At 56.7% G+C, this 15,161-nt stretch carries 12 protein-coding genes; 6 read left to right on the top strand and 6 right to left on the bottom strand.

The window, feature by feature from the left end; genetic code table 11:
* Positions 1-17: 17 nt before the first annotated feature.
* Together lplT and aas are read right to left on the bottom strand one after the other, a co-directional pair.
* Positions 18-1,202 carry a lysophospholipid transporter LplT gene (lplT, locus tag FHU12_RS01220; protein ID WP_141966919.1) on the bottom strand — a complete coding sequence of 395 codons (1,185 nt, stop codon included), beginning with the start codon at positions 1,200-1,202 and terminating at the stop codon, positions 18-20.
* Positions 1,202-3,355: a bifunctional acyl-ACP--phospholipid O-acyltransferase/long-chain-fatty-acid--ACP ligase gene (aas, locus tag FHU12_RS01215; RefSeq protein ID WP_141966917.1), complete on the bottom strand. Its 2,154-nt coding sequence runs from the start codon at positions 3,353-3,355 to the stop codon at positions 1,202-1,204. The genes lplT and aas overlap by 1 nt, the downstream gene beginning before the upstream one ends.
* Positions 3,356-4,282: 927 nt before the next feature.
* Here aas and FHU12_RS01210 point away from each other — a divergent pair.
* From FHU12_RS01210 to FHU12_RS01195, 4 genes are all read left to right on the top strand, one after another.
* Positions 4,283-4,972, top strand: a complete 690-nt coding sequence (locus FHU12_RS01210) for a fimbrial protein (RefSeq protein WP_141966915.1) — start codon at positions 4,283-4,285, stop codon at positions 4,970-4,972.
* 112 nt (positions 4,973-5,084) lie between these two features.
* Complete coding sequence (locus FHU12_RS01205) at positions 5,085-5,795, top strand: fimbria/pilus periplasmic chaperone (RefSeq protein WP_141966913.1); 711 nt, start codon at positions 5,085-5,087, stop codon at positions 5,793-5,795.
* Between the two features lie 8 nt (positions 5,796-5,803).
* Entirely contained in the window at positions 5,804-8,215 is a 2,412-nt protein-coding gene (locus FHU12_RS01200) for a fimbria/pilus outer membrane usher protein (RefSeq protein ID WP_141966911.1), read from the top strand.
* A 25-nt stretch (positions 8,216-8,240) separates the two neighbouring features.
* Positions 8,241-8,795: a hypothetical protein gene (locus FHU12_RS01195; RefSeq protein WP_046687732.1), complete on the top strand. Its 555-nt coding sequence runs from the start codon at positions 8,241-8,243 to the stop codon at positions 8,793-8,795.
* On the opposite strand, the gene FHU12_RS01190 is transcribed toward FHU12_RS01195, so the two are convergent.
* Positions 8,767-11,049: a molybdopterin guanine dinucleotide-containing S/N-oxide reductase gene (locus FHU12_RS01190; RefSeq protein WP_141966909.1), complete on the bottom strand. Its 2,283-nt coding sequence runs from the start codon at positions 11,047-11,049 to the stop codon at positions 8,767-8,769. The genes FHU12_RS01195 and FHU12_RS01190 overlap by 29 nt on opposite strands.
* A gap of 220 nt (positions 11,050-11,269) precedes the next feature.
* On the opposite strand from FHU12_RS01190, the gene galR reads away from it, so the two are divergent.
* Both galR and FHU12_RS01180 read left to right on the top strand, forming a co-directional pair.
* Positions 11,270-12,283: an HTH-type transcriptional regulator GalR gene (gene galR, locus FHU12_RS01185; protein ID WP_141966907.1), complete on the top strand. Its 1,014-nt coding sequence runs from the start codon at positions 11,270-11,272 to the stop codon at positions 12,281-12,283.
* Between the two features lie 16 nt (positions 12,284-12,299).
* On the top strand, positions 12,300-13,040 hold the full coding sequence (locus FHU12_RS01180; protein WP_230491021.1) for a 4'-phosphopantetheinyl transferase family protein: 741 nt from the start codon (positions 12,300-12,302) through the stop codon (positions 13,038-13,040).
* Here the strand turns inward: FHU12_RS01180 and FHU12_RS01175 are convergent.
* Genes FHU12_RS01175 through FHU12_RS01165 form a run of 3 tightly spaced genes read right to left on the bottom strand, consistent with a single transcriptional unit; the run spans position 13,025 to position 15,159 of the window.
* The gene (locus tag FHU12_RS01175; RefSeq protein WP_141960075.1) at positions 13,025-13,465 is read right to left on the bottom strand and encodes a MarR family winged helix-turn-helix transcriptional regulator; all 441 of its coding nucleotides are present in this window, start codon (positions 13,463-13,465) and stop codon (positions 13,025-13,027) included. The genes FHU12_RS01180 and FHU12_RS01175 overlap by 16 nt on opposite strands.
* Before the next feature lie 39 nt (positions 13,466-13,504).
* Positions 13,505-13,951 carry an SRPBCC family protein gene (locus FHU12_RS01170; protein WP_141966905.1) on the bottom strand — a complete coding sequence of 149 codons (447 nt, stop codon included), beginning with the start codon at positions 13,949-13,951 and terminating at the stop codon, positions 13,505-13,507.
* 35 nt (positions 13,952-13,986) lie between these two features.
* The gene (locus FHU12_RS01165; RefSeq protein WP_141966903.1) at positions 13,987-15,159 is read right to left on the bottom strand and encodes an MFS transporter; all 1,173 of its coding nucleotides are present in this window, start codon (positions 15,157-15,159) and stop codon (positions 13,987-13,989) included.
* Between the last annotated feature and the right edge of the window lie 2 nt (positions 15,160-15,161).

The raw sequence follows: 15,161 nt of genomic DNA, 5'->3' as shown, positions 1-15,161 counted from the left end.
AGGCTGCGCCCCGTTTTTTACCGCCGCTGCGACCACCACAGCGCGCTAATCGCCAGCGCAAACACCACGCCAAACCCTACGCCGACACCCACTACCGGCACGCCCAGTTTCACCACCAGCGAATACAGCGCCAGCATCAGCAACATGGCGGCGTTTTCACCCAGGTTTTGCACCGCGATCGCATTGCCGGCGCCGACCGAATGCTTGCCCCGCTCCTGCAGCAACGCATTGAGCGGCACCACGAAGAAGCCCCCCAGCATGCCGATGATTGCCAACAAGACATAGGCATTGAGCATGGTGGTTTGCAGCGCGAACACCGCGACCGCGACGCCGATCAGGATCCCGGCCGGCATGCAGCGTTTTACCGTCTTCAGCGTGACGAAGCGCGCGGCGGCACCGGCCCCCACCACGATACCGACGGCCACCATGGCATTCAGCAGCGTCGGCGTGGCGTTATCGGCGATGCCGAGCGCCACCGGCACCCACAGCACCAGCAGAAAACGCAGCGTCACGCCGGCCCCCCAGAACAGGCTGGTGCCGATCAAGGAGAAACGCGTCTGCCCATCGCGCCATAACGTGACGCAGGCGGTAAAGAAGCTGTTCGTCATGGCCCGCGGGCGCCAGGAGGCCCCCGGGCGCGCCGCCGCCAAACGCGGTATATACAGGTTGGCGACCACCGCCCCCGCGTAAACCAAAGCGCAGGCCGCCAGCGCCGCCACTACATGCCAGTCTGCCAGAATACCGCCGGCCACCGAACCGGTCAGAATGGCGGCGATGGTCGAGGCCTCGATCAGGCCGTTAGCCTTGACCAGCTTCTCGCCGCTGGTGATCTCGCCCAGAATGCCGTATTTGGCCGGTGAATACGCGGCGGCCCCGACGCCGACCAGGCTGTAACCGAGAAACGGGTTGAACCCAAAGCAAATCACCAACGCCCCCGCCAGCTTCAGGGCGTTGGCGAACATCATCACCCGCCCTTTGGCAAAGCTGTCGGCCACCTGGCCGACGAACGGTGCCAGAATGATGTAGGTGGCGACAAAGGCCATCTGCAGGATCGGCTGGCTCCAGTCCGGATACAGCTGCTGCTTGATCAACGCCAGCGTGGCGAACAGCAACGCATTGTCGCCGAACGCCGAGAGGAACTGCGCGCTGATGACGGCGATCATGCCGCGTGACAACAAAGGGGATTCGGTCGAAGGATTCATCAGGCACTCTCCGGCTGTTCGGCCATTTGACGCAGGGTGACGAAATCGGGTTTACCGCTGCCGAGCACCGGCAGCGTTTTCAACAGGCGAATATCGCGCGGCACCGCCAGCTCCGGGCTGCCCAGTTCACGCGCCACCCGCAGCAATGCTTCGCGGGTGATGGCAGGATCGGTGGTAAACAGCACCAGCGCCTCGCCTTTACTGCTGTCGCTTTTGGCGGTGGCGGCATGCAGTTTTTCCGGCGACAGCCGCTGCGCCAGCAATTCGACGCTCTCCAGCGACACCATCTCGCCCGCCAGCTTGGCGAAGCGCTTCACGCGCCCGCGAATGGTGCAGTAGCCCTGTTCATCCAGGCTGACGATATCGCCGGTGTCATACCAGCCCGGCTGCAGCACGCCGTTCGCATCTTCCGCCGCCGGCGGCTCCAGTTCGCCGGGGCGCTCAACCCGCAGATAGCCTTTCATGATATTCGGCCCCTTCAGCTGCAGGCGGCCGCCGTTATCGATGCCCGGCACCGCGATCAGGCGCGCCTCCATCTGCGGCATGATGCGGCCGACGGTGCCCACCTTGGTCGCCAGCGGCACATTAATGGAAACCACCGGCGCGCACTCGGTCACGCCATAGCCTTCCAGAATGCGGATGCCGTATTTATCCTGATAGATCTGTTTGGTGCTGTCCGCCAGTTTCTCTGCGCCCGCCACCACGTAGCGCAGGCGGGCAAAATCATATGGATGCGCGAAGCGCGCATAGTTGTTGAGGAAGGTCGCCGTGCCGAACAGCACCGTGCAGTTGCGGTCATACACCAGCTCCGGCACCACGCGATAGTGCAGTGGGCTGGGGTAGAGAAAAATGCGGCTACCGGTGATCAGCGGCGTGAGCAGCCCCACCGTCAGGCCGAACGAATGGAACAGCGGCAGCGACGACATGAAGCGGTCGCGCGGCGTGAAATCGGCGATGGTACGAATTTGTTCTACGTTGGCCAGCAGGCTGGCGTGCGAATGCACCACGCCCTTGGGGTGGCCTTCAGAACCGGAAGTAAACAGGATCAGCGCCGCGTCCTCCGGGCGTTGCGGCAACGCCGCACGCTGCGGCTGCAGCAAGTGCCGTAAAATCCACAGCTTATCCGCCAGCGTGACGGTATCTTTCAAATCTTCCAGATACACCCAGTTGGCCTGCGTCACCTGCTCCGGCAGGTGGGTCAGCTTGCCCTTTTCCAGGAACTGGCGCGAAGTGACGATGGTCTTGATGCCGGCGGCAGTCATCGCGCTGTTCAGGCCATTGGCGCCGGCGGTGTAGTTGAGCATCGCCGGGATGCGGTTACGCAGCGAAGCGCCGAAGATCGCCGCCGCGGTGATGGTGGCGTTCGGCAACAGCAGCCCGACGTGTTCCCCTTCGGCGGTAAAGCGCTGCAGAATGCGGCTGACGCCCAGCGATTTCTTGATCAGCGTCTGGTAACTGTCTTCTTTGAAAGCGATGTCTTCGATACAGGGCTTGCGGCGCCCGTAGCGGTGCTGCGCCGCCAGCAAGGCATGGAACAGGGTCTGCGGTTCACGCGTATCCATCCGCGCCCGCATCATGATCTGCATCAGCCGATCGCCCGCCAACGCCCGGCGATCGCGCGCGCGCGGCGCTTCCGGCATCGGCAGCGTGGTCGGCGGCAAGATGCGGATGCTGATTCGCGGGAACCAGCGGATTTTGAATATCCCGGCCATGCGGCCGAACGGGCTGAATTCGGGGCCGTCGATCCGCACCGGCACCACGGTGGCACCCGATTTGGCGGCGATAAACGCCGCGCCGTCGTAGATCTTCATCAGCGCGCCGGTCACGGTGATGCGCCCTTCAGGGAACACCACGATCGGCCGCCCCTGTTCGACCATCCGCACCAGCTGCTTGATGGCCATCGGCTTGGTAGGATCGAGCGAGACAAAATCGATGTAAGGCCGCAGCCAGCGCATAAACCAGCTCTCGCCGATGCTGGCGTAAACCGCAAACACCGGTTTTATCGGCAGGAACAGCGCCAACAGCACGCCGTCGAGGAAAGAGACGTGGTTCGGCGTAATAAGCAGTTTTTGCCGTTCGAAGTGCTGGACGTCCCCTTCGACCCGAACCCGAAACAGCAGGCGAAACAGCGTGCGCAGCAGTGAAAAGATCATGCCCTTCTCCCTTGGCCATGGAGGCGTAAATCGTTGTAGGGAAAAGAATACTATATGGCAGGCAAAAAAAAACCTACGCATCCGCGTAGGTTGGTGCAATTGAAAATGGCTTCAACATACAGAGTATGCTGATTTCTCACCAATCAATACCTCTGGGATCACCTACTCTAGAGAGATGCCGTGCAGGAAACTACCGGCAAATCGCAAGAGTTCTGCTCCAAATGCAACCAGCTGTAAATTTCCCGCGCTCTGTTGTAATAACTCAATGAAACTTAAATAAACGTCGCAGTGGAAAGATCAATAATGATGCGTCATCCGAAGGAAGCGGATCGGGCGGTGAGCAAAAAACCATGCGCATACGCAGGTATGCGCAGCTCATTGGTGTAAGCCTGTACAAAACTAAAACAGATTATTTAATCCCTCTTGTATCATCCACGCTAAAGAAATCAATTAACGAAAACTATTCTCAAACGCAAGAGCCAAGTTAGACGTGATATCCAACGTGTAATTTTGATCAACGTATGCAATGCGCTTTCTTACTTTTCAAGCACGGCAACAATAAAAAGACAAAGTCAAAAAGAGCCAGCTAACAACAGAGCCGCCTCCAGACCTTGCTGTTATCGTAATCTCACGGCAAAAGTGCCGCGCCGAGGATAATTAATTATTAATAATAAAAAAACCGCAAGCAATAAAACCTATGCATTAACAACCAAACAGAGTTAATAATTAAAATTGAATAACAAAAACAAAACAATCAGAATATAAATCTATTTTTATGTAAATTTTTAGCAGAATATTGCAAGAAATTAGATTGAAAAATAAAATAACCCTGCATTGAATCGCTAGTAAAAAATTGCGACATCCTTGCTTTACATTTTCAAGCAATACGATTTTTATTTAGTGGCATATTCTCAGAAGGAAATTTGAATGAAGAAATATTTATTTTTAGCCCTGCTACCTCTGTCGTGCACGAGCGTACTGGCCGCAAAAACAGCCAGTACGTCTGTAGATTTCTCAGGCGAAATTTACAATAACACCAGCTGCAGTATTGCTGCCAACACCAATAGCATTGATCTTGGCCGCCATTCCAGCGAAGCTTTTGATAAAGTAAATCCTGTCCAGTTGGAAGGCAACGGCATGGGCAGCATCCCGTTCACCGTAAACTGCACGGCACCGACCAACATGGGTATTGAAGTTACCAGCGCCAGCGGCGATGCCGATTATCAATATATGGACAGAAGCTTCACCGCATCGCTGGCAAAAAATGCCAGCAATAAAGATATCGCCGTGCTGGGCCTTGCACTGTCAGATATCGCTATGGATGGTGAAACCGTGCGTGCGGCGCTGATTCCTGAAGGCGATGATATTTTCGATTTAACCAATGTAACTGACGGTGCAGATCACGAACTGGCTATATTCTCTGTTGCCTCAGGTAATCGCTTTGCGGTTACATCAGATGCTAATTACGACAATATGGCGATCGGCCAGAACCTGAGCGGCACATTCAACTACCGTTCATTCCTTACACCGCTTAGCTACATTGATGATAAAAGCATCCAAATGCAAGACAGCATTGCATTGCAAGCTTCTGTGAATCTTTCGGTTCACTACCTGTAATCACCAGGTGGGGACACTTCGCTGTTCCCACTTATTTCAGCCTGTTTGTTTGGCAAAATATCTTAACGTCCTTTGACTAGAGTTCGTTATTCTCCGCTATTCAGGAAATAAAATGAAAGGTCTCATCCATTATCTCACCGCAATATTTATATTGCTTGCTCCATTTTATGGCCAAGCAACCATTAAACTGGAAAAAATAAGCCTTTTGGTCAATCAAGAGAAAGGAGAGACAACGGTAAGAGTCGATAATATCGGTAATTATCCTGTATTGCTATTCTCATCCGTTGTTAAAAATGCATTAAGCAAGCAAGGAGAAGATCCCTTATTCGTTCTTTCTCCGCCAGCCGCGCGTATTGATCCGGGTAAATCTCAGCTGGTACGCGTCATGCTTGCCGATCCCTCGGGACTTGATAAAACCCGTCAGCAAATGCGTCATATCTATTTCCAGGAAATTCCCGATATGGGAGAAAAAAGCAACCAGCTTAAGGTAAATACTCGGCATCGGGTCGTCGCTATCGCCACACCCTCCGCACTGGTGGAAAACAAATCTCCCTGGCAAACCTTGCATTGGCAACAAAATGGGCATTCTATACAAGTCAAAAATCTCAGCCCTTACGTTGTCAGGTTAGCCCCGACTATCACCGTACAACCCAGCAACCAGCAGTTTGTTTTAGAACAACCTTATTTGCTGCCTGGGCAAACGATCGGTACGCGTAAGAGCGATAGGCTTACCAGCCCCCCCTCCCGTTTGCACTTCACGCCAATCAGTAACACGGGGCGCGCCATACCCGATATCACGGTCAACCTTGCCCCAATCCAGTGAGGCAGCCTTTGAAATTGCATATACCGCTACGTCTGCTGGCGTTTTGTCTACCTATTGGCTATGCCTCGACCAGCCTGGCCGACTACGATATTGAAATGATGCGTGCACTTGGATTACCCAGTGAGATTGCTGATTACTTTTCCTCTGGAGCGAAATTCCCCGCAGGAAAACAATCGCTATTCATCAACGTCAACGGACAAAATCATGGACGGCATGAAGTCAACATAGACAAACAAGGCGAATGGCAATACGACGCTGAACTCGTAGAAAGCCTGGGATTACACCCCTGCAAGCTCAACACTCAGGCAGATATGCTGATGAGCCAATGTTATCAAGGCAGCCGCATCGACAATGAAACCGGTAATAATCAATTGATTTTGCTGTTGCCAGAGCGCTATATCCGTCGACAGCCGGCGGACTATGAATTTGGCGGCCATGCCCTGATGCTGAATTATACCGCGAGCCGATTCGACAGCCAAAACCACAGCAGTGATTACGCGGCGCTGGAAACCGGCTTTAACAGCAATAATTGGCTTTTTCGCCATAATGGCACCTATAACAAGTCCGAACGACATCAGGGATACACGCCTTATAATAGTTATCTGCAGCGGACATTGACGCATCATGACGCCATGATGCGTTTGGGGCGAGCGACGTTATCAGATTCGCTTTACAACGGCATTACCTTGGACGGCCTGCAATGGTTGCCTGACTCGTCGTTGTCATTGAGTCAACGCAGTGATGTGCCGGTAGTCGAAGGTATCGCCGAGAGCCAAGCCAAGGTTGAGATTTTTCAGAATGGCAGATTAGTTTACGCCACGCAGGTGCAACCGGGCACTTTCCGCCTGACCGATATCCCTGCGCAGTTCGACGCAGTCGATTTGTCCGTCACCGTCACGGAAAGCAACGGTAGCCGCAAACAATTCATCGTCCCTTATCTGACGACCTCAGGACGCTCTACTCCCCGCCAGGGCAGTTACTCCCTTGCTCTCGGGCGCACTCACAGCCTGGAAAAAAGCACAGAAATGCCTTTCATCACTGGCTCATTCTCTTTGCCATGGCTCAACCACCACCAGGTGAGAGGGGGAAGTTTCCTCAGCCGCGATTATCGCGGCATCGCCGCCGGTTATAGCGTTGCCAATAGCGATTATCGTTTTACAGCCTTGAGCCACGTGGCGCAGTCGCCAAGTGGAAAAGGCACCAAGCTGCAGCTGAATAGCGCATTGCCCCTGATAAAAAACCTTAAGCTGAACGCCGGTTACAGCATCCAGTCAGAGCGATACCGTTCGCCCACACAGCTTCGTTCTCCACGTAAAGATGGCGGCGAAGGAACTTATTGGCCTGTATCGCACGGTGCATCATCTTCACACCAACGTCAAAGCTACAGCCTGGGTCTAGGCTGGCACCATAAATACCTTGGAAATCTATCTTTAGGCGTTACACGCGCTGAAGGGGGAGATAAGCAACAAAATCAACGAGTCTACGCCTTCTGGAACCGTCAATTTGGCGCAGCCACCGTTGGCGTTAGCCTGGAAAAAGAGCGCAGCCGCGAGGTTCGCGATAACGATACCAGGGTGTTCGCCACCCTTTCATTGCCTCTGGGAAAAAACCGACGTTATAGCGCCAATATGATAAGCAACGGAAGACATCGTAGCATCAGCAATTCGCTTTCCGGCCAAGCGTTGAATGGCGATCTGGCTTATGGACTCAATGCAACACAGGGCACCCAATCCAACAACGGCACCTATTCAGGCAATGTGAACTATTTGAGTCCGTTCACAACGCTTTCCGGCAGCTATAGCCATCTGTCAGAAAATCAGCAGGCATTTTACTACAGTGCCTCTGGCTCCCTGGTGGCAGACAGCAGCGGGCTAACGCTCTCACCACAGAAAATCGGCGATACCTTCGGCGTCTTGACGATACCGGGCCTCGCCGGAATCAGCGTGTCTACGCCAGGCGGAAAGGTGAAAACCTATGGCAAGCAAGGTAAGGCGGTCATCCCAAGGCTGCGTGAGTATCAACCAAGTCTGATTAACGTAGACACAAGCACCTTGCCCCCCGACGCCGATATCGATAACGGCGTGCGCAAGATCAATCTGGCACGTGGCAGCGTTAAACGTATCAATATCGGTGCCATTAATACATTGCGGGCCATTGTCCAAATTAGCTATGCAGACGGCACAAAACCCGCTATCGGCAGCATGATTTTGGATGAACAACAACGAGTGGTCGCTTTTACCAATGATCAGGGCGCAGCCTTCATTGAACATCAGAAAGCGCACCGCGCGAAGAACGATGCGTCTTCACAACGCTTCAGCATGAAAAACTCGTCGGGACAGGCATGTTATTTCGCAATTGCTGCAGACACCTCTTCCCGCAATCGTGCCGGCATCAGCCACTCCGAAGCCGTGTGTCGCTAAACGTTCATCGATATCAGGAGAACACATGAAAGTGATTTATTATGGGTTGGCAGCCATAGCCATCAGTTTTGGGGCTAACGCTAACTGCACGCTAACGACCACACAAAACAGCATTTATCTGGGGGAGCACAATATTGGGACGCTGTCTCAGCAATCCACTCTGCTGCACAGCGCCCCATTGCAGTATCGGTTGACTTGCGATGAGCCAGTGCAGTTGCAGGGATTCACTCTGCGGGAGAATAGAAACCTGGCAGAAGGAAGCGGCGCAACCGATGCTTCTAGCTATCTCAGCCTCACGGTTGATGAATTACGCAACGGTGATGGTGAGCCCCTTTCCTTTTCACTTGCCCCCGGGCAACCACGCCAAAGACATCTGCCCAACTATCGTCTATCCGTCGATCGGGAAGCATTACACATCCTTGTACCGGATAACGAGGTTGGGCAACACTTCACACTGTCATTAACAGTCTCCAGTTTCGCCGCGTCCGCGACACAACTGCGTCAACAGCAACGCGATAACATCCCGCTGTCGACCCAATTGCTGGTCAGCGCTAACTATCTTGATCCCGACGTTCGGTGAATGCGCTGACCTCGACCAGACAGCTCATGGCGTTCGGCCCCTGCGTCAGCGGCGAGGTGCCGATATCCAACGTCAGCACATTCGGGTTGCCCGCCTGCTCGACCGGCCGGCGCTGCGCGTCGTAACCCGGCTCGAACCAGGCGCCGGTCGCCATCAGCACCACGCCGCGCGTCACGCCGTCGGTGAGGGACGCCCCCGCCAGGCAGCTGCCGCGCGCATTGCTGACCAGCACTTCGGCGCCGTCCGCCACGCCGCGCTGCGCCGCGTCTTCCGGATGCATATACAGGGTTTCGCGGCCGGCAGTCTTATTGCCCTGCGCCAGCGGCGCCGGATCCATCTGGCTGTGCAGGCGATCGCTCGGTTGGATGGAGATCAGATGCAGCGGCCAGGTTTTGGCCTGCGGCGCGCCCAGCCACTCCACCGGCGGCCGCCACTGCGGATGCGGCGCGAAATCCTCGTAGCGATAACCGGCGATCCGCTCGCTGAACAGCTCGATCTTGCCGCTGGGCGTCTGCAGCGGATTAGCCTGCGGATCGGCGCGGAACGCGTCAAAAAAGACGAACGCCTTGGCCGGCGCGGGCAGCTCGACATAGCCCCGGCGCCAAAAATCCTCAAACTCGGGCCAGGCGACGCCGGCGCGCTGCTGCGCTGCGCCGCATTGCCGATAGATCTCTTCGATCCAGGCTCGCTCGTCGCGGTTTTCGGTAAAGCGTTCGCGATAGCCCAGGCGTTCCGCCAGATCGGCGAAGATATCGAAATCGTTGCGCGCCTGATGCTGCGGCGCAATCGCCTGATGCATCGCCAGCACATAGCGATCGCGCGAGGAGCCGCCGATGTCGTTGCGCTCCAGCGAACTGGTGACCGGCAACACGATATCCGCCATTTTGGCCGCCGCCGTCCACCAGATATCTTGGACGATCACCGTATCCGGCTTCTGCCAGCCTTCTACCAGCCGGTTCAGCTGCTGATGGTGATGGAATGGGTTGCCGCCGGCCCAGTGCACCAGATGGATATCCGGGTATTGCCGCGTCTCGCCGCAAAACTGATAGGCTTCGCCGGGGTGCAGCAGCATGTCGCAGATGCGCGCCACCGGAATAGCCAGCCCGGCCGGGTTTTCCCCTACCGGCATGGTCGGCGCGGGGGTGTCCACGCGCGGGTTGCCGACGCCGTTCATCGAGCCGTGGCCGAACGAGAAGCCGCCGCCCGGCAGCCCCACCTGGCCCAGCATCGCCGACAGCGCGATCATCATCCAATACGGTTGTTCCCCCCGATGTGCGCGTTGCACGGAGTAAGAACAGGTGATGAAACTGCGCACGCCGATCAGTTGCCGCGCCAGCAGCGCAATGCGCGCCGCTGGAATACCGGTAATGGCGCTGGCCCAGCCGGGGGTTTTCGCCACGCCGTCGCTCACGCCGTTCAGGTAATCCGCCAGCGGTTGATAGCCCACGCAGTGGTTGTGCAGGAAAGCTTCATCCTGCGCGCCAAGCCGCTGGATTTCGTAAGCCAACGCCAGCATCAGCGCCACGTCGGTATTCGGCCGGATCGGGATCCATTCCGCGTTGACGAACTCGGGGCAGTCGTCGCGCATCGGGCTGATGTTGACAACCGGCGTGCCCTTGCGCGCCAACTTTTGCAGCCAGGGCTTGAGCGCATGTTCCGCCGCGCCGCCGGAAGAGACCTGGGCGTTTTTCAGCGCCAGCCCGCCAAACGCCACAAACAGCTCGCAATGCTCCACCACGCTCGGCCAGCTGGTGACGCGCCCGGTCAACGGCGAGAAAGTGCCGATCACATACGGCAGGAAAAACTGCGCCGCGCCCCAGCTGTAGTTGCCCTGCTGGTCGACCCCGCCGCCGCCGCTGAAATAGAACCGCCGCACCAGCGAGCGCGCATGATGCAAACGCCCGGCCGACGACCAGCCATAAGAGCCGGTAAACAGCCCGGAGGGACCGTAGCGATCGCGCACCCGGCGATTCTCTTGCGCCACCAAATCGAGCGCCAGCTCCCAGTCCACCTCGACGAAATCTTCCCTGCCGCGCAGCGTACGGTCGCTGCCCTCGCGCTTTTGCAGCCACGAGCGGCGCACCGCCGGCTTGCGGATGCGTTTGTCGGAGTAAACCATCGGGACGATGGAATCGAGCAGCGGCGAAGGATCGGGATCGTCGGCGAAGGGTTCACAACGGATAAGCCGGCCGTCTTCAACCACGGCGGTATAAGCGCCCCAATGGGCGAGCTGCGGATAGCGTTTAATGGACATGGCATTCTCGGCGCAAATCGGAGTGCACAGACGTTACCTCAGCCCGTCGCCAGTGCCAACGTACAAATTGCGCTATCGTTCGGCGGCCGGTGGTTATGCGCGCAGACTCGAAGAGATTCTGCAACGGCCACCACAAGTTGCGCACGAGACCGCTTGCAGCCCCGGTGGTTTTCCGCAAAACTGGGGGATGTAAGCGATTACCCAGGATGTGTTGACTGATATGGCTACGATAAAGGATGTTGCCAGGCTGGCGGGTGTTTCCGTGGCCACGGTATCCCGCGTGATAAACCATTCCCCCAAGGCCAGCGAAGGGTCGCGCACCGCGGTGCTGGCCGCCATGGAACAACTGCAGTATCACCCTAACGCCAACGCTCGGGCGCTGGCGCAGCAATCCACCGAGACGCTGGGCCTGATCGTCTCCGACGTTTCCGATCCCTTCTTCGGCGCGATGGTCAAAGCGGTCGAGCAGGTAGCCTACGCCACCCACAATTTTCTGCTGATTGGCAACGGTTACCACGACGCGGAAAAAGAGCGCCAGGCGATTGAACAGCTGGTGCGGCATCGCTGCGAAGCGCTGGTGGTGCACGCCAAAAGGCTGAGCGATCAGGAACTTTGCGGCTGGATGCAACAGATCCCGGGCATGGTGCTGATCAACCGCACGCTGCCGGGTTTTGAAACGCGCTGCGTGGCGCTCGACGATCGCTACGGCGCCTGGCTGGCGACCCGTCATCTGATCCAGCAAGGGCATCAGCGCATCGCCATCATCTGCTCCACCCACCAGATTTCCGACGCCACCGACCGGCTGCAAGGCTATCTCGACGCGCTGCAGGAGCACGGCATTGCGGTGGATGAAAAGCTGATCGCCTACGGCGAACCGGACGAGATCGGCGGCGAACAGGCGATGACCGAATTGCTCGGCCGCGGCCGTTCGTTCTCCGCCATTACCTGCTACAACGACCCAATGGCCGCCGGCGCGCTGTCGGTGCTGAGCGACAACAGCGTCGATGTGCCGGGGGAAATTTCGCTGATCGGTTTCGACGACGTGTTAATTTCACGCTACCTGCGGCCGCGCCTGACCACCATTCGCTACCCTATCGTAGCGATGGCCACCCAAGCGGCAGAGCTGGCCCTGGCGCTGGCCAACCGGCAACCGCTGCCGGAAATCACCAACATGTTCAGCCCGACGCTGGTGCGCCGCCACTCGGTCGCCACCCTCAACAACGCGCACGACTAGCAGGCGATTAAACGTGATGGAAACCGACGGCCGTTCCTCCGCAGAAACGCTGTTTTGGTTCGAAACACCGCTTCAGGACGGTTCGATCCTCCGCACGGTTCGATACGCCGAACCGGCACCTGAGCTCGTCATGTGGCATGCGCGGTATGATCCGCGACGCTTTTCCTTTCGCCCGGCTCAAACGCAAGAGGCGTTGCGTCTCGCCGGATTAGAAAAGAGGCCGATCAAGCGCCAGGCAGAATATTGGGCTGGGCGAAACCTGATGATGCTGGCATTCGGCCTACAGACACCGCCAGGCCGAATGCCATCCGGCGCACCGCACTTGCCGAGCGGCGTCAGCGGCTCACTCTCGCATTCGTCAGACAATATTTTACTGCTGGCGGGGCCGGAAGGGGCATACACGGGGGTGGATATCGAACGCCGGTTAACACCGATCGCTCTGCAATCGGTCATCAACCGGGTGGCGACACAGGCAGAGCAACGCTGGCTGCATGACCTGGCGGCTTCGCAGCAACAGCTCGGCGCAACCGTGCTGTTCTCCGCGAAGGAAACGCTGTTCAAAGCCCTTTGCAGTAAAATGAACGTCAACCCAGGCTATGCTGCCGCAGAAGCCCCGGCCCCACCGCAGCACGGCGTTCTGTCTCTCAAGCTGACCCGAAATTTAGGTCCCGGTTTGGACAGCGGCCAATGTTTCGAACTCAGCTATGCTCAGATGAACGATTTCATGCTGACCTGGTTATGTCAGTCTTCAATATGAACTTTGGCTAAAAACCGCTTGTCTTCCTTTTCCACCAACGGCACAGCCTCTTTCAACGTTCGCAATCCGTGCGGCGTCAAGGTTATCAACCGCTCTCGCCGATCCAGTAAAAAAGGCTGCACCGTGATCAGCTGCCCCTGTTCCAACTTGCGTAATAACAGAGAGATCTGCATCTTCTGCACACCGGATTTTTCAACGATCATTTTTTGCCTGACCGTGCCATCCTGCGTCGCCTGATAATTCTGCTTTGACAACCAGCCAATCACCGCCAGAATGCTGAAGCTCTGCTGCGTCAGATGATAGGGAGCCAGGGCAATATCAATCTGCCTTTGCCACTGCAAGAACGTTTGCCAGAATCTGAAACCAGGGCTTTCCATCGGCGAACGGTGTGAGAATGTCGGCCTTGCATCATCTTCGGTCATCATGTCTTATCTCCCTTTAAATCTTAAAATTAGAGGGAGAGTTTACCTCAATGTCTTATCCTCGGTTAACGCCCGCTGACTCAGTTCCTGCATCGCCTGCCGCAAATGGGTTTTTATCTTCCCGCCAATCAGACGCCCAAACACGGGCGCCAACAGGCCCGACATGGTCACCGAGTGGCAGATTTGCGCTGTCTCGTCCTTCCCCTGAGGGGAAATATACTCATGATCGAACGCCAGGCGCGTCAGGGGTAACTGCGCCACATCAGAGAAAGATCGCAGAGGCACAATATCGCTGAGGAGGAATTTCACCTCCGGGCCGCTGGTGGGTTTCATCCGGCCAACGGTGCCAACAATGAACTCTCCTTCCAACCTCACCCACTCCAACTCACTGTCCCAACAGGGCCAAGAGGCGGCGTCTTGCCACATCGCCCAAATCTGCTCCGGCGTTGCCTGGGTTGCCACTTTTTCGCTGTAAGTCCATGTGAACATATCCATACTCCTTGCTGTTAAACGTTAAAAAAGCCTCATTTCGCCGGCACGCCGCGCGTACGGAGAAAACAGAATGGCAGCGCCAATGCAACCATCAGCGCAGCCGTCACCGGTAGATACGCCATGCCGTTCAGCGCCACCTGGCGTGTGGCGATAAAAGAACTGAGAGCGAGCCCAAAATTAAACGCCGAAACATTAAAGCTAGCCGATAAACGCGCATTGGCTTGCTCCGCCTCGACAATCGCCCAGGTCTGCACCATTGGTGCCGTCGCGAACGCGCCAAAACTCCAGAGCAATAAGAAAACGATGGGGTTGAATGAGCCGGCGCTCCAAAAGAGCCCGGCCAACCCGACACACTGCAGCAACACGGCGATAATCAGCGCCCTTTGCAAACCGAGCTTACCCGGCAGTATGCCCCCAAGGATGTTGCCCACTAAAGAGCCGCCTCCGACCATCGCCAGAACGAGCGCGACCGAGCCGACATCCAATGCGGCCACATGAGCAAGCCAAGGTTCGACATACGAGAAAAAGACAAAACCGCCGCCAAATGCCAATACGGTGAAACAGTACGGTCGGATTAACGCCGGATTGAACAGCGTGCTTCGCAGCAGCGCGCTACCTCGGGGTACCGGCAGCGCCGGCCCAAAACTTTCCGGCAAAACGAACTGCAACAAACCGCCGCTTACACATGCCACCACCGCTATCGCCTGGAACGGCGCCTGCCAACCATAATCCGCCGTCGCCAGCATCCCTAAGGGGACGCCCAGCACCATCGCCAGCGTCAGACCGGAAAACATCAAGGCGATGGCTATCGGCGCACGCCGCTCGTCGAAGATCATCGATAAACTGGCGGAGGCGATGCTGAAATAGACCCCATGTATCGCGCCGGCGACAATACGTAACGCCAACAAAGAAGCCAGGCTGGACGCCATCGCCGAAGCGGCGCTCACGACGGCAAAAAGCAACATCAAGCCGACGGCCAGAGAACGCGCGTGTAAAGATAGCGTCATTCGCGTCAGCAACGGTGCGCCAAGCGCAATTCCTGCCGCATAGGCGGTGACCAGCAATCCCATCTGCGACAGTGGCGCATCCAGCTCACCGGCCATTTGTCCCAACAGACCAATGACGATAAATTCGGACAGGCCTGCAGAAAATGCCGTGGCGGCAAGCACCGTCATCATCACGGCTGAAATGGCGTTTTTTGACATCG

This window comes from Serratia marcescens (genome assembly GCF_006715005.1).
GTDB lineage: Bacteria > Pseudomonadota > Gammaproteobacteria > Enterobacterales > Enterobacteriaceae > Serratia > Serratia montpellierensis.
The sequence above is the reverse complement of the archived record's forward strand: the minus strand, read 5'-3'. Positions and strand labels throughout refer to the sequence as shown.

Excerpts from the sequence above, each read along its gene's own strand:
- galR (WP_141966907.1), top strand. The coding sequence starts at position 11,270 with ATGGCTACGATAAAGGATGTTGCCAGGCTGGCGGGTGTTTCCGTGGCC.
- FHU12_RS01175 (WP_141960075.1), bottom strand. The coding sequence starts at position 13,465 with ATGATGACCGAAGATGATGCAAGGCCGACATTCTCACACCGTTCGCCG.
- FHU12_RS01195 (WP_046687732.1), top strand. The coding sequence starts at position 8,241 with ATGAAAGTGATTTATTATGGGTTGGCAGCCATAGCCATCAGTTTTGGG.
- FHU12_RS01205 (WP_141966913.1), top strand. The coding sequence starts at position 5,085 with ATGAAAGGTCTCATCCATTATCTCACCGCAATATTTATATTGCTTGCT.
- FHU12_RS01170 (WP_141966905.1), bottom strand. The coding sequence starts at position 13,951 with ATGTTCACATGGACTTACAGCGAAAAAGTGGCAACCCAGGCAACGCCG.
- lplT (WP_141966919.1), bottom strand. The coding sequence starts at position 1,202 with ATGAATCCTTCGACCGAATCCCCTTTGTTGTCACGCGGCATGATCGCC.
- FHU12_RS01190 (WP_141966909.1), bottom strand. The coding sequence starts at position 11,049 with ATGTCCATTAAACGCTATCCGCAGCTCGCCCATTGGGGCGCTTATACC.
- FHU12_RS01165 (WP_141966903.1), bottom strand. The coding sequence starts at position 15,159 with ATGTCAAAAAACGCCATTTCAGCCGTGATGATGACGGTGCTTGCCGCC.
- aas (WP_141966917.1), bottom strand. The coding sequence starts at position 3,355 with ATGATCTTTTCACTGCTGCGCACGCTGTTTCGCCTGCTGTTTCGGGTT.
- FHU12_RS01210 (WP_141966915.1), top strand. The coding sequence starts at position 4,283 with ATGAAGAAATATTTATTTTTAGCCCTGCTACCTCTGTCGTGCACGAGC.
- FHU12_RS01180 (WP_230491021.1), top strand. The coding sequence starts at position 12,300 with ATGGAAACCGACGGCCGTTCCTCCGCAGAAACGCTGTTTTGGTTCGAA.